Origin of the sequence: Pseudomonas sp. LD120 (assembly GCF_009861525.1) — a bacterium.
Lineage (GTDB): Bacteria > Pseudomonadota > Gammaproteobacteria > Pseudomonadales > Pseudomonadaceae > Aquipseudomonas.
In genome coordinates this window covers 1,674,376-1,688,157 of sequence record NZ_WVHL01000003.1, presented here as the reverse complement: position 1 = coordinate 1,688,157, position 13,782 = coordinate 1,674,376, and the positions used below count along the sequence as shown (strand labels likewise).

12 protein-coding genes are annotated in these 13,782 nt (G+C 66.5%); 10 read left to right on the top strand and 2 right to left on the bottom strand.

Annotation, left to right across the window (positions count from 1 at the left end):
• Together aguA and PLD_RS13500 are read right to left on the bottom strand one after the other, a co-directional pair.
• Complete coding sequence (gene aguA / locus PLD_RS13505) at positions 1–1,110, bottom strand: agmatine deiminase (protein ID WP_159893356.1); 1,110 nt, start codon at positions 1,108–1,110, stop codon at positions 1–3.
• A gap of 100 nt (positions 1,111–1,210) precedes the next feature.
• Positions 1,211–2,095 (bottom strand): LysR substrate-binding domain-containing protein, encoded by an 885-nt coding sequence (locus PLD_RS13500; RefSeq protein ID WP_159893354.1) that lies wholly within the window; start codon positions 2,093–2,095, stop codon positions 1,211–1,213.
• Positions 2,096–2,437: 342 nt separating this feature from the next.
• Here PLD_RS13500 and PLD_RS13495 point away from each other — a divergent pair, with 342 nt between their 5' ends.
• The 10 genes from PLD_RS13495 to PLD_RS13450 all read left to right on the top strand — a co-directional run bounded on the left by PLD_RS13495 (position 2,438) and on the right by PLD_RS13450 (position 13,781).
• Complete coding sequence (locus tag PLD_RS13495) at positions 2,438–3,469, top strand: AraC family transcriptional regulator (RefSeq protein ID WP_178116155.1); 1,032 nt, start codon at positions 2,438–2,440, stop codon at positions 3,467–3,469.
• Positions 3,470–3,575: 106 nt separating this feature from the next.
• Positions 3,576–4,697 (top strand): polyamine ABC transporter substrate-binding protein, encoded by a 1,122-nt coding sequence (locus PLD_RS13490; protein ID WP_159893350.1) that lies wholly within the window; start codon positions 3,576–3,578, stop codon positions 4,695–4,697.
• A gap of 105 nt (positions 4,698–4,802) precedes the next feature.
• Complete coding sequence (locus PLD_RS13485) at positions 4,803–6,260, top strand: amidase (protein WP_159893348.1); 1,458 nt, start codon at positions 4,803–4,805, stop codon at positions 6,258–6,260.
• A gap of 61 nt (positions 6,261–6,321) precedes the next feature.
• Positions 6,322–6,651, top strand: coding sequence for a hypothetical protein (locus PLD_RS13480; RefSeq protein ID WP_159893346.1), 330 nt, complete (start codon positions 6,322–6,324; stop codon positions 6,649–6,651).
• Positions 6,652–6,947: 296 nt separating this feature from the next.
• Positions 6,948–7,907, top strand: a complete 960-nt coding sequence (locus PLD_RS13475) for a MoxR family ATPase (RefSeq protein WP_159893344.1) — start codon at positions 6,948–6,950, stop codon at positions 7,905–7,907.
• A gap of 5 nt (positions 7,908–7,912) precedes the next feature.
• Positions 7,913–8,854, top strand: coding sequence for a DUF58 domain-containing protein (locus tag PLD_RS13470; protein WP_159893342.1), 942 nt, complete (start codon positions 7,913–7,915; stop codon positions 8,852–8,854).
• Positions 8,851–9,345, top strand: coding sequence for a DUF4381 domain-containing protein (locus PLD_RS13465; protein ID WP_159893340.1), 495 nt, complete (start codon positions 8,851–8,853; stop codon positions 9,343–9,345). Before PLD_RS13470 ends, PLD_RS13465 begins: the two co-directional genes overlap by 4 nt.
• Positions 9,338–10,414: a VWA domain-containing protein gene (locus PLD_RS13460; RefSeq protein ID WP_159893338.1), complete on the top strand. Its 1,077-nt coding sequence runs from the start codon at positions 9,338–9,340 to the stop codon at positions 10,412–10,414. The genes PLD_RS13465 and PLD_RS13460 overlap by 8 nt, the downstream gene beginning before the upstream one ends.
• Positions 10,411–12,153: a VWA domain-containing protein gene (locus PLD_RS13455; RefSeq protein WP_159893336.1), complete on the top strand. Its 1,743-nt coding sequence runs from the start codon at positions 10,411–10,413 to the stop codon at positions 12,151–12,153. Before PLD_RS13460 ends, PLD_RS13455 begins: the two co-directional genes overlap by 4 nt.
• The gene (locus PLD_RS13450; protein ID WP_159893334.1) at positions 12,150–13,781 is read left to right on the top strand and encodes a BatD family protein; all 1,632 of its coding nucleotides are present in this window, start codon (positions 12,150–12,152) and stop codon (positions 13,779–13,781) included. Before PLD_RS13455 ends, PLD_RS13450 begins: the two co-directional genes overlap by 4 nt.
• The last annotated feature ends 1 nt before the right edge of the window (position 13,782 follow it).

The following is a 13,782-nucleotide window of genomic DNA, read 5'->3' as shown; positions in this document are numbered from 1 at the left end:
TCAGGCCTCCTTGACCGCGTACTGCGGCATGGTGATGCAAGCCACATTGCCACCACCGAGGAGGATTTCCCGGGAGTTCTCAATGCCGACGATGCGGTGCTTGGGGAACAGCTCGGCCAGGGTAGCCAGGGCCTGCTGGTCATGGCGATCGCCGAACAGAGGCACCACGATGCGGCTGTTGCCGGCGTAGTAGTTGATGTAGGAGGCGCAGATCTGCGTTCCGGCCTGGCGCAGGTGCGTGCCGTGCAATTGATCGAGGCCCTCGGCTTCGGCGGCGGTCCACTCCAGCACATCCGGTTGCGGCAGCTTGTGCACCACCAGTTCGCGGCCACGACTGTCGCGGGTGCTGCGCAGGATGTCATAGGCCTCCTGGTAGATTTCCCACTGCGGGTCGTCAGGGTTGTCGGTCCATTGCAGCACCACCTCGCCCGGGCGCACGAAGCAGGCCAGGTCGTCGACGTGGCCGTCGGTTTCGTCGAACTTGCAGCCCCGGGGCAGCCAGATCACCTGCTCGGCGCCCAGGTAATCGGTGAGGCGCCGGGTCACTTCGTCCTTGCCCAGGTGTTGGTTGCGATTGCGGTTGAGCAGGCATTGCTCGGTGGTCAGCAGACTGCCCTGGCCGTCGCTCTGGATGCCGCCCAGTTCGGCGATCAGCGGTGCGCGGTAGCGGTCCAGGCCCTCGATTTCAAGGATCTTCGCGGCGATCTGGTCGTCCTTGTCCCAGGGGTAGTACAGGCCGCCGTCGAGGCCACCGTAGGCGTTGAACTCAAAGTCCACGCCGCGCACCTGGCCCAGGGCATCATTGACCACGAAACACGGGCCGCTGTCACGGAACCAGGTGTCGTTGCAGCTCATTTCCACCACCCGCACCTGGGGCGGCAACAGGCGCCGGGCGTTGGCGAACTGCGCAGCCGAAGCACACACCGTGACCGGCTCGCTCTGGGCAATGGCGCTGACGATCTGCACCCAGACCTTCTGCGCCGGTTTCGCGCCGTTGCGCCAGACGTCGGTGCGCTCCGGCCAGCCCAGCCAGCAACCGGCCTTGGGTTCAAACTCGCCAGGCAAACGGAAACCATCATGCTTGGGCGTTGAATCGAGCAAACGTGCCATGGACAGACCTCATCAGCGGGAGTGGATGTGACACCACGCTAACGCCCAGGAGCACGCACGGACCAACGATGAATACTGGTCGATAGGTGAATTCAACTCATCATTCGTGCAACTGATCCTGAAACCAGTCGAGCAATTGCACCACCGCCGGCCGCTCCAGGCGCAAGCGCTCACCGACCAGCGCATATTGCCCCAGGGCCGTGACGCTGGCGCTGAACGGTCGCACCAGGCGGCCATTGAGCAAGTCTTCGGCAGCGGTGAGGTTGTCGCCCATGGCCACGCCCTGGCCTTGGGCGGCGGCTTCCAGGGCCAGCCCGGCGTGAGCGAAATACAACTGGCGCGCCGGCCTTGCATCACCGGCGTGAGTGGTCAGCCAGGCGGTCCAGGTGATGCCGTCCTGATCGTCGTGCAACAGGCAGTGCCGGGCCAGGTCCCGTGGATGCTTCAGGCTGCCCTGGTTGAACAGGCTCGGGCTGCACACCGGAAAGAACGCCAGCGCCGGCAACGGCCGCACGAAGTAGGTGCTGCTGTCCACCGGGCCGCTGCCGTAGGTAATGGCCAGATCAATGTCCTGGCCCGGCGCGCTGGCGTCGATGGGTTGCTCGTAGAGGTGCAAGGTAATGTGCGGATAACCCGCGGAAAAATCCGCCAGTCGGCTCATCAGCCACTTCTGCGCCAGCTCGGCGGTGACCGCCAGGCGCACCACCGCCAGCGATGCCGGGTCGCGCAGTTCGTCGCAGGCGTCGCCGATCAAGTCAAAGGCCTGCTGCAAGCTGTGCATCAGGCGCCCCGCTGCCAGCGTCGGACGAATCTGACGCCCTTCGCGGACGAACAGCACCACCCCCAACTGCTCCTCCAACTGCCGCACCTGATGGCTGACGGCGCTGTCGGTGACACACAACTCAGCGGCGGCGCGCCCAAAATGCGCATGCCGCGCCGCGCATTCAAAGGTTCGCAGAGCCGCCAGGGAAGGCAGACGTCGCATGGCACAGCCCTCAATTGACAAAGGCAACCATGCTGCCCGCGCGCCAGCGCCGCGTCCAGCACCGCTCCTCCCGTATGCCTGGCAATCCCCCGACAAACCTCTGGCACCTACAAGTCCCTCGGCGAACCTCTGGCGCCGTCAAGATCGCCACGTCTGCTACGCAGCCGTTCGCAGCCGGCAGCAGCCGGCAGCAGCGGCAGCGGCAGCGGCAGCGGCAGCGGCAGCAACCAGACAATTGGGCAAGGCTGGGGAGATCAACCCCGGCACTCACCAGACGCTGCATTGAACCGCGGGCACGCAACCCCTAAAGTCACGCCTCCCAATATCAGCTTGAGATCATCGATGGCCGCGCTTCGCCTGACCACCCTGCATACCACCCAAGCGGTGCTGGACGCCTTTGCTGACAGCGATATACCCGCCGACGTGCTACTGGAGGGCAGCGGCATCCAACTGGCGGACCTGGAGTTGCCCAACAGCCTGATCAATATCAGCCAGGAAATGCGTGTGTTCAGCAACGCCGTGGCGTTTCGCCAGGACCTCGGGCTGGTGCTGGGGCGCAACCTGCATATCAGCGCCTACGGCATGTTCGGCCTGACCCTGCTGACCAGCGCCACCCTGCGCGAAGGCTGGTCCCTGGCGCTGCGCTACCCCTTGCTGCTGGGCACCTTCTTCCGCCTCGACCTGGAGGTCCGCGACGGCCTGGCCTGGCTCACCGCCGACCAGTACAGCGAGAGCGAGCTTGAGGTGTTCAACACCGACTTCTGCATGTCGTCCTACCGGGTCACCTGCCAGGACCTGCTGGGCTGCGCGCTGCCGCTGCGCCAGGTGCAACTGATGCACGGCCCGCAACCCTACCTGGACAGCTACGAGCAGGCCTTCAATTGCCCGGTGCAGTTCAACGCCGGGCGCAACGCCATCGGCTTCGACCTGGAGTGGCTGGACCGGCGCCTGCCCCTGGCCGACCTGGTGACCCAGAACGACATGCTGCAACGCTGCATCCGCCTCAACGAAGAGCTCAGCACCCGGCCGACCTGGATCGATCAGGTGCGCCGACTGCTCAATGAGCAACTGCACGCGGTGCCGGATTTCGACAGCCTGGCGCGCCAGATGCACTGTTCGCCCAGCACCCTGCGCCGGCGCCTGCGAGCCCAGGACACCAGCTATCAGCAACTGCTGGACGAGCTGCGCTATGCCCGGGCCCGACAGCTGCTGGGGCAGCACAGCCTGCCCATTTATCGCATCGCCGAAGCCCTGGGCTTCAAGGAAACCGCCAGTTTCCGTCACGCCTTCCTGCGCTGGAGCGGCGTCGCTCCAGGGCGCTTCCGGCAGTTGGCCGACCAGCTCGGTCCGCTTTCGGACCGCGCGGAAGATTGACCCTAAATATCCCCTATTGACCGTTGCCAACATTCTCTCAGGGACCTATCCGGCCAAGAATGATGCTCCCGGAAGGTCCCGCTTATTTCAGACATGGAGTTGTCAGATGAAATTGCTGCATACCACCCTCACCCGCCTGGCCCTGAGCTGCTCCCTGAGCGCCCTGGCCCTGAGCGCCAGCTTCAGCGCCCACGCCGCCCCCGAGCGCACGGTGAACATCTTCAACTGGTCGGAGTACATCGCTCCCAACACCATCAAGGATTTCCAGGCCAGCACCGGGATCAAGGTCAAGTACGACATCTTCGAAAGCAACGAAGTGCTGGAAGCCAAGCTGCTGACCGGCAACAGCGGCTATGACGTGGTGGTGCCTTCCAGCGGTTTTGTCAGCAAGCAGATCGCCGCCGGCGCCTTCCAGCCCCTGGACCGCGCGCAATTGCCGAACTGGAAGAACCTCGACCCGGCGGTGATGAAGCTGCTGGCCCAGAGCGATCCGGGCAACCGCTACGTGATTCCCTACATGTGGGGCACCAACCTGATCGGCTACAACCGCGACAAGGTCCAGGAACTGCTGGGCAGCGATGCCCCGGTCAACAGCTGGGACCTGGTGTTCAAGGAAGAGAACCTGAAGAAGCTCAGCCAGTGCGGCGTGACCTTCCTCGACTCGCCGACTGAAATGCTGCCTCTGGCCTTGCACTACCTGGGCCTGGACCCCAACAGCCAGAACCCCGAGGACTACCGCAAGGCCGAAGCCATGCTGCTCAAGCTGCGTCCCTATGTGCGCTACTTCCACAGCGCCAAATGGATGGGCGACATCGCCAACGGCAACATCTGCGTGGCCGTGGGCTACTCCGGCGGCTTCCTGCAGGCGGCCAACCGCGCCAACGAAGCCAAGAACGGCGTGCACATCGAAATGCGCATTCCCAAGGAAGGCACCCTGGTGTGGATCGACACCGTGGCGGTCCCGGCCGGCGCCAAGCACGTGGACACCGCCCACGCCTTTCTCAATTACCTGATGGAACCCAAAGTGGTCGCCGCCATCAGCAACTACGTCGGCTACCCCAACGGCGTGACCGACTCCAAGCCATTTATCCAACAGTCGCTACTGGACAACCCGGACCTGTTCCCCCGCGCCGAGACCATGCCCCGCCTGTACCCCCTGGCACCGCTGCCGGCCAAGGCCGAACGCACCCGCACCCGCACCTGGGTCAAGGTCACCAGTGGCCGCTGAGGCACTCACCCTCAAGGCATTGCGTGGCGCCGCTTGCGGCACGCCCGAAGCCTGCACACGCTGGGCGGCTGCCGGCCCCCAGCGTCCTTGAACGAAGAACTGCCCATGCCGTTATCCAGCCCCCGCCAACCGGCCCTGCACCGGCTGTCGATCGAAGCATTGCTGCAGGGTTTTGCCGCGCGCCAGTTCACCCCACTGGACCTGCTGCATGCCGTGCTGGCGCAGATCGAGCGTCATGAACCGCAGCTCAACGCGCTGTGCGAGCGTCAGGACGCCGCCGCCCTGCTCGCCGCCCAGGCCTCCACCGAGCGCTGGGCCGCCGGAACACCCATGGGGCGGCTGGACGGCATTCCCATCCTGGTCAAGGACAACAGCGATATTCAGGGCTGGCGCACCCGCAGTGGTTCAAAGGCCCTGGCCGACCGGCCGGCAATGCTTCGCGATACCAGCCTGGTGGCGCGGCTGCGCGAGGCTGGCGCGATCTTCATTGGCAAGACCACCCTGCCAGAGCTGGGCAGCACGCCACTGACCGACAGCCCGTTGACCGGCATCACCCGCAACCCGTGGAACCTCGCCGTGCATGCCGGTGGCAGCAGTGGCGGCAGCACCGCCGCCGTGGCCGCCGGTTACGCCCCGGCGGCCACTGGCAACGATGCCGCCGGCTCGATCCGCACGCCCTCAAGCTTCTGTGGGGTGGTCGGCTTCAAACCCAGTCATGGCCGAGTGTCCGCCTGCCCGAGCAGCGATCCGGGGGGCCTGGCCGCCGAGGGCCCGATTGCCCGCCATGTGCGGGACATCGCCTTGCTCATGGAACTGCTCAGCGCCTATGAGCCTGACGAACCCTTTGCCTGGCCCCACGCGCCCGGTGAGTTTCTGCAGCGTATCGAGGACGGTGTCAGCGGTCTGCGGATTGCCTTCAGCGTCGACCTGGGCTACGCCGCCTATGTCGACCCGCAGATTGCTGCCTGTTGCCTGGCCGCGGCCCAACTGCTGCAGGAAGCGGGAGCGACCTTGTGCCAAGTGTCGCCGGACATCGGCAACCCGGCGCCTAATTACCTGCGGGCCTGGCCGGTGGAAGTGGCCAGCGCCATGGCCCAGGAGATACCCGCTGAACGCCAGCACCTGGCGGGGGATTTTCTCCAGCAGTCCCAGCTTCGGGCACGCCAGCTCAGCGCCCTGGACTACGCCTGCGCGGTGCAGGAACGGCATCAGGTGGCCCAACAGCTGCATGATTTTCTCGGCGACTACGACCTGCTACTGACTCCCACCACGGTGGTGCAACCCTTCGCCGTGGACCGCGACATGCCACCGGACTGGCCCGAACCGATCAGCGCCATGTGGCAGCCGACTACCTTCCCGTTCAACTTCAGCCGCCAGCCGGCACTGAGCCTGCCCTGCGGCCTGAGCAGCAGCGGCTTGCCCATCGGCCTGCAGCTCGTTGCCCGCTTCGGACGCGACGAGTGGGTACTGCGGGCGGCCAGGGCCTTGGAGAAACGCCTGCCCGAGGGCCTGTTCAGCCACCCGTCCGGGCTGCTCGACACCGCCTCGGCGGAAAACCGCTAGACCCGTTCAGAACACGCCGCCGACGCCTGGTGGCGGCGCACTCATTACAAGGAGGTGGACCATGGATTATTCCAGCAGTTGGTATCAAGACACCCAATTCGACCATGACATCTACGTGATGATCATCCGTGAACCGAGCTCGCCAAGCCTTGACCCGCACCAGTCCGGCGCCAACTACAGCTACGTCGGCCGGCTCACCGGCCACGGCCAGCACCCGTGTTTCTCCTTGCACTTCGCCTGCCCGCCTTACGGCAATGACTACACCAGCACCGAAGCCGCGCTGCAGGCCGGCCTGGCCCACGGCCGGGCGCTGATCGAACACTGGCGCACCCGCAGCAGCAAACCACCGGCGCGCAACGCCGAACGCCCCCTGTCCAGCTACAGCAACTGAGCCCCGCCGCGATCTCTCAGCCACCAGCGGTGCGGCGGGAGATCGCCAAACAAGGCCCCGCGGGGCTTTTCGCGGCTTCGCCAAGGCTCAGCCGCGGCGACAGGCACCCGCTAGCCGCTGCCACAAGTGGCTGGGGCAGGCAGGCGCCAGGCGGCAAAGCGAACTGTTTTTTCGACTAATTGGCTAAATCTGCCGTTCCCCGTTAGTCGCCACCCCCTGCTATGGATTAAAGTACCGTCCCCAGCCCTGACGTTATCGCAACGCTCGGAGCACACCCTCTCCAGGAACAGTCACCGATGGAACATCGTGAAGCGCTTTTGGCGCTGCGAACCTTTCTTTCAACGCAGATTCTCGGCCAGGAAAAACTCATCGAGCGCTTGCTCATCGCTCTGCTCGCCGACGGCCACATGCTGGTCGAGGGTGCTCCAGGACTGGCCAAGACCAAGGCCATCAAAGAGTTGGCCGAAGGCATTGAAGCGCAATTCCATCGCATTCAGTTCACCCCCGACCTGCTGCCCGCCGACATCACCGGCACTGAGATCTATCGCCCGGAAACCGGCAGTTTCGTGTTCCAGCAAGGGCCGATCTTCCACAACCTGGTACTGGCCGACGAAATCAACCGCGCCCCGGCCAAGGTCCAGTCGGCGCTGCTGGAGGCGATGGCCGAGCGTCAGGTCAGTGTCGGGCGCAGCACCTATGAACTGTCACCGCTGTTTTTGGTGATGGCCACGCAAAACCCCATCGAGCAGGAAGGCACCTACCCGCTGCCCGAAGCCCAGCTCGACCGCTTCCTGATGCACGTAAAAATCGGCTTCCCCGACGCCGCCGTGGAACGCCGGATCCTGCAACAGGCCCGGGGCGAAGCCCTGAACGGCGAAACCAAGCCCGAACGCCGGGTCAGTCAGCAGGCGATCTTCGCCGCGCGCAAGGACATCCTCGGCCTGTACATGGCCGACGCGGTGGAGGAATACCTGGTGCAACTGGTGATGGCCACCCGCACCCCGGCCAAGTTCGATGGGGAGATGGCCGAGTGGATCGCCTACGGCGCCAGCCCTCGCGGTTCGATTGCCCTGGACCGCTGCGCCCGGGCCCACGCCTGGCTCGCCGGGCGCGACTTCGTCAGCCCGGAAGACATCCAGGCGGTGCTGTTCGACGTGCTGCGCCACCGCATCATTCTGTCCTTCGAGGCCGAAGCGGCAGGCATCGACCAGGACCGGGTGGTCCAGCGCATCCTCGACGTCGTGGCCGTCGCCTGAGCCCCATGACCCAGCCCGTTGCCGAACCCGGCATTCGCATCACCCTCGGCGAACTGATCGAGATGCGCCACCGCGTGCGCGAGGTACAGCTGTTCTCCACCCCGAGCCAGCGCAGCCCGCTGATCGGCCTGCACCATTCCAAGCTGCGCGGGCGCGGCGTGGACTTCGATCAGGTGCGGGTGTATCAGGCCGGCGACGACGTGCGCACCATCGACTGGCGGGTCACCGCGCGTACCCAGGAACCCCACACCAAACTGTTTCACGAAGAGCGCGAGCGGCCGATCTTCATCATGGTCGAGCAGAGCCGCCAGCTGTTCTTCGGCTCCGGACTGATGTTCAAGTCGGTGCTCGCCGCTCAGGCTGCGAGCCTGATCGGCTGGGCCGCCCTGGGGCACAACGACCGGGTCGGTGGCCTGGTGTTCGGCGATAACGAGCACTACGAGATCAAGCCCCGGCGCAGCAAACAGAGCCTGTTGCAACTGCTCAACCGCCTGGTGCGGGTCAACCAGTCGCTGCACAGCGAAGCCCAGCCTCAGCGTGACGCCCTGGGCACCGCGCTGTTGCGCGGCCGCGAAGTGCTGCGTCCTGGCAGTCTGGTGATCGTGATCTGCGATGAGCGGGCCCTGAGCGACGCCGCCGAACAGCAGTTGAGCTTGCTGTCGCGCCATTGCGACCTGTTGCTGATGCCGCTGTCCGATCCTTTGGACCACGCCCTGCCCGCCGCCGGGCTGCTGCGTTTCGCCGAGCGCGGCGCGCAACTGGAACTGGACACCCTGAATGACGACCTGCGCCGGGCCTATCGCGCACAGAGCGAGGCGCGCATCGCCCGCTGGGAACGCCTGGGGCAAAAACTGCGAGTGCTGCTGATGCCCTTGAGCACTCAGAGCGAAATGGTCGAGCAACTGCGCGAGTACCTCAATCCGCAGCGCCCCGGAGCCGGCCGATGAGCAGCCTGGAGCAGCTGCAACCGCTGCTGCCGCCCCCGGAAATTGGCCTGTGGCCGCCGGCGCCGGGCTGGTGGGTGTTGGCGATCCTGCTGCCGCTGCTGGGGTTCGGCCTGTGGCACTGGCGTCACTTGTGGCCAGGCAAGGCTGTGCAGGCACGGGGCGAACAACCGCTGGACCCGGTGCGCCTGGCTGCCCTGGCGGAACTGGCGCAGTTGCCCAAACCCTACGACGGCGCGCCCGCCGGGGCTTGGCTGCAGGCGCTCAACGCCCTGCTCAAACGCCTGTGCCGCAACCACTATCCTTACAGCCAGAGCCACACCCTCAATGGCCGCAAATGGCTGGCGTTTCTCGACAACCGCTGCCCGGCCGCCGGCCTGACCCGCTGGATGGTGCTGGTGGAAGGTGCCTACAAACCCGAGTGCAAGCTCGACGACAAAGCCATCGCCGGCCTGACCCAAGCGGTGGACACTTGGATTCGCAAGCATGTTTGAGTTCGCCTGGCCGTGGATCTTCGCCCTGCTGCCGCTGCCCTGGCTGCTGCGCCTGGTGTTGCCGGTGGCCGACAGCGGCGAACCGGCGCTGCGCGTGAGTTTTCTCGGTGAGCTCGAAGGCCTGTCCAAACGCCGGGCCCGGGTCAACCTGCCGACCTGGCGCCAGCAGGCACGCTTCATCGCGCTCTGGGTCTTGCTCCTGCTGGCCGCGGCGCGTCCGCAGTGGCTGGGTGAACCGCTGCCGGTAGCCGCCAGTGGACGCGATCTGCTGGTGGCGGTGGACGTGTCCGGCTCGATGGACTTTCCCGACATGCAATGGCAGGACGAAGACGTCAGCCGCCTGAGCCTGGTCCAGCACCTGCTGGGCGATTTTCTCGAACACCGCCAGGGCGACCGGGTCGGACTGATCCTGTTTGGCAGCCAGGCCTATCTGCAGGCGCCCCTGACCTTCGACCGGCGCACGGTACGGGTCTGGCTCGACGAAGCGAGGATCGGCATTGCCGGCAAGAACACCGCCATCGGTGACGCCATCGGCCTGGCCCTGAAGCGCCTGCGCCAGCGTCCGGCGCAAAGCCGGGTGTTGATCCTGATCACCGACGGTGCCAACAACGGTGGCGAAATCGCCCCCCTTACCGCCGCGCGGCTGGCCGCCGAGGAAGGGGTGAAGATCTACCCGATCGGCATCGGCGCCGACCCGCAAGAGAGTGCCACCCTGGGCATTTTGGGCCTCAACCCGAGCCTGGACCTGGACGAGCCGACCCTCAGGGAGCTGGCCGAAGTCACCGGCGGGCGTTACTTCCGGGCCCATGACGGCGCGCAACTGCAAGCCATCAAGGACACCCTCGACCAACTCGAACCGGTGGCCCAGCAGCCGACCCAGGCGCGTCCGGCCCAGGCCCTGTACCACTGCCCCCTGGCCGCCGCCCTGCTGCTCAGCGTGTTGCTGGTGCTGCGTGAGCGCTGGCCGCACAACCCGCTGCAGCGCTTGTTCACTCAGTCGAGTTTCCTGCTGCCCGCCCACGACTGGCGCCAGCGGCTCAAGCGCCTGCGTCTGCGGAGGCGTCGATGATCAGCCTCTGGCCCCATTGGTTCCGCCCCTGGTGGTTGCTGGTGCTGCCGCTGCTAGCGCTGCTGCTGTGGCAGCTCTGGCACCGACAGAAACGCGCCGGACGCTGGCAGATGATCCTGCCACCCGCCTTCCACGCCGCCTTGCTCAGCGGCGGCAATGGCCGCGAAAGCAAGCTGCCCTGGGTGGCCCTGGGCCTGGCCTGGCTGCTGGCGGTCCTGGCATTGCTGGGCCCCAGCTGGCAGCGGGTGGAACAGACCCGCCAGAAACCCGCCGACCCGCTGGTGGTGCTGCTGGAACTGACCCCGCAGATGCTCGCGCACGACGTACCGCCCAATCGCCTGCAGCAGGCCCGGCACAAGCTCCTGGATTTGCTGGCCCTGCGCCGCGACGCCCAGACCGCAATCGTGGTCTACGCCGGCAGCGCGCATACCCTGGTGCCGCTGTCCGACGACCTGGCCACCAGCCGCAACCTGCTGGACGCGCTCACCCCGGCGATCATGCCCCAACCCGGGCAGCGTGCCGACCTGGCCCTGGTCAAGGCCCTCAAGCTGCTGGACCAGGGCGCCCTGGGCCAGGGCCGGGTGCTGCTGATGGCCTCCTCCCTCAACGAGCAGGAACGCCAGGGCATCCGCCAGGTGCTGAGCGGCAAGGCACCGCAGTTGCTGATGCTCGGTATCGGCAGTCGCGACGGCGCGCCGGTCACCCTGGAAGACGGCAGCTACCTCAAGGACGACCAGGGGGCGATCCTGGTATCGCGCCTGGACAGCCCCGACCTGAAGCGCTTCATCGGCGAGGTCGGGGGCCGCTACCGCCAGGCGCGCCTGGACGACAGTGACCTGCGAGCCCTGGGCCTCCTGGGCGGGCCCCAAGGCCTGCGCAGCGACGGCCAGACCCTGCGCCTGGACGCCTGGGCCGACCAGGGTTACTGGCTGTTGCTGCCACTGCTGTTACTGGCGGCTTGCGCCGGGCGCCGCGGCTGGCTGTTCTGCCTGCCGCTGCTGCTATTGGCCCTGCCGCAACCCAGCTACGCCTTTGACTTCAGCGACCTGTGGCTACGCCCCGACCAGCAAGGCCAGCGCCTGCTGGAGCAGCAACGTCCGGCCGAGGCGGCACGGCATTTTCAGGACCCGCAGTGGCAAGGCGTGGCGTTGTACGAGGCTGGCAACTACAATGCCGCCGCCGAGCGCTTTGCCGCAGGCAACGACGCCCGCGACCACTACAATCGCGGCAATGCCCTGGCCCGCAGCGGCGAGTTGAACGCGGCCCTCGACGCCTATGAACAAGCCCTGGAGCGCCAGCCGGATCTGACCCCGGCACTGCAGAACAAGGCCCTGGTGGAAAGCCTCCTGCAACAGCAGCGAGCCGTCGAACCACCCGCGCCGCAGACACCGCCGAACCCCGACAGCGACGACAACCAGGGGCCTGGCCCGAGCAGCGCGGCCCCCCAGACATCGCCTGCTCATGCCACACCGAGCAACCCCGATGAAACCTCTGCCGACGCAGACGCCACGTCCCGGCAGGAGCAACAGAGTCCCGGCCACAGTGAAGTGCCCGGCAGCGAACTGGACGAGCGCCCCAGCACCTCGCCGCTGCGCCTGGCGGAGGATCGCCTGGACGCTGAACACCAGCAGGCGCTGGAACAATGGCTGCGCAAGATCCCGGACGATCCGGGCGAACTGCTGAGGCGCAAATTCTGGTACGAACAGCAACAACATCAGGATCAGGGAAAAACGCGATGACCCGCTGCACTGCCCTTCTGCTTGCCCTCGCGCTCTGGACCTCGCCGTCCCAGGCTGCCGGGCTGCTCGCCAGCCTGGACCGCAGCCAGGTGAACGCCGGGGAAACCGTCGAGCTGACCCTGGAGTCCACCGATGTCACCCAGTTCGGCAAGCCCGACCTGCGCGCCCTGCAAGCGCAGTTCGAAGTGCGTGGCACGCGCCAGGTCAACCAGCTCAACAACCTGGGCGACAACCACGCCAGCACCCGCTGGATCATCACCCTGCTGCCCCGCCACACCGGCACCTTGCAGATCGCCCCGCTGCAACTGGGCAACCTGCGCAGCCAGGCCCTGACCCTGCACGTCAATGCCGGCCCGACACAAGCCTCGCCAGCCCGCCAGGAACCGGTGTTCATCGACGCCCAGCTCGACCACCCCAAGGTCTACGTCCAGGCCCAAGCCCTGCTGACCCTGCACATCTACCACTCGGTGCCGCTGTTCGACGACAGCAGCCTCAGCCCCCTGCAACTCAGTGATGCCCGGGTCGAGCAACTGGGGGAGCCACGCACCTACGAAAAGCTCATCAATGGTGTGCGCCACGGGGTGATCGAGATGCGCTATGCCCTCTACCCGCAACGCAGCGGCCCGTTGTCGATCCCGGCGCTGACCTTCAGCGCCACCCTGGCCCGCCCCGATGACCAGGACGCGAGCCCCCAGGCGCCCAAGTCCGACCGCCTGATCCGGATCAATTCCACCGAACTGACCCTGGATGTGCAGGCCAAGCCCGCCGACTACCCGGCCGACAGCCCCTGGTTGCCCGCCCGCAGCCTGAGCCTGAGTGAAAGCTGGAACCCCGAGCCGGAACACCCGCAAGTGGGTGACTCGCTGACCCGCAACCTGACCCTGCGCGCCGAAGGCCTGTCCAGCGCCCAACTGCCGGCGTTGCCCCAAGCGGACATCAGTGGCCTGCGCCGCTACCCGGACCAACCGCAACTGAGCAACCAGTCCATCGAAACCGGCCTGCTGGGGATCCGCGAGGACCGCACGGCGCTGGTGCCGACCCGCGCCGGCAACCTTGAACTGCCGGCCCTGCAAGTGACCTGGTGGAACACCCAGGCAGACCGCCTGGAACACACCCGCCTGCCAGCGCGCACCCTGCAGGTGGTGGACAACCCCAGCCTGGTGGTGGACAGCCCCGCCGGCACGCCGCCGATCAGCGCCGGCAGCCAGGGCTTGTGGCTCTGGCAACTGAGCACCCTGCTGCTGGCCTGCACCAGCGTGCTGGGCTTCGGCCTGTGGTGGCGCGCCCGCTCGCAGCCAGCGGTGTTGCGAGCGACGCAGGCCGGCCCCAGCCCACGCTCGCTGCTGGACGACCTCAAACGCGCGTGCCAGGCCAACGACCCACAAACCACCCGCCAGGCCCTGGACGCCTGGGCCCGCCAGCAACCGCAAACCCTGGCCGAAATGGCCGCACGCTTCGTGCCCCTGTCCGACGCCCTGGACGGCCTCAACGGCGCCCTCTACAGCGAAACCGGCCAGTACTGGCAAGGTGAGGAACTGTGGCGGGCGATCCGCACCATTCCCATTGCCGAACGGGTCCAGGACCCGTTGGCGGACACCACCGGCCTGCCGCCGCTGTACCCCAAATAAA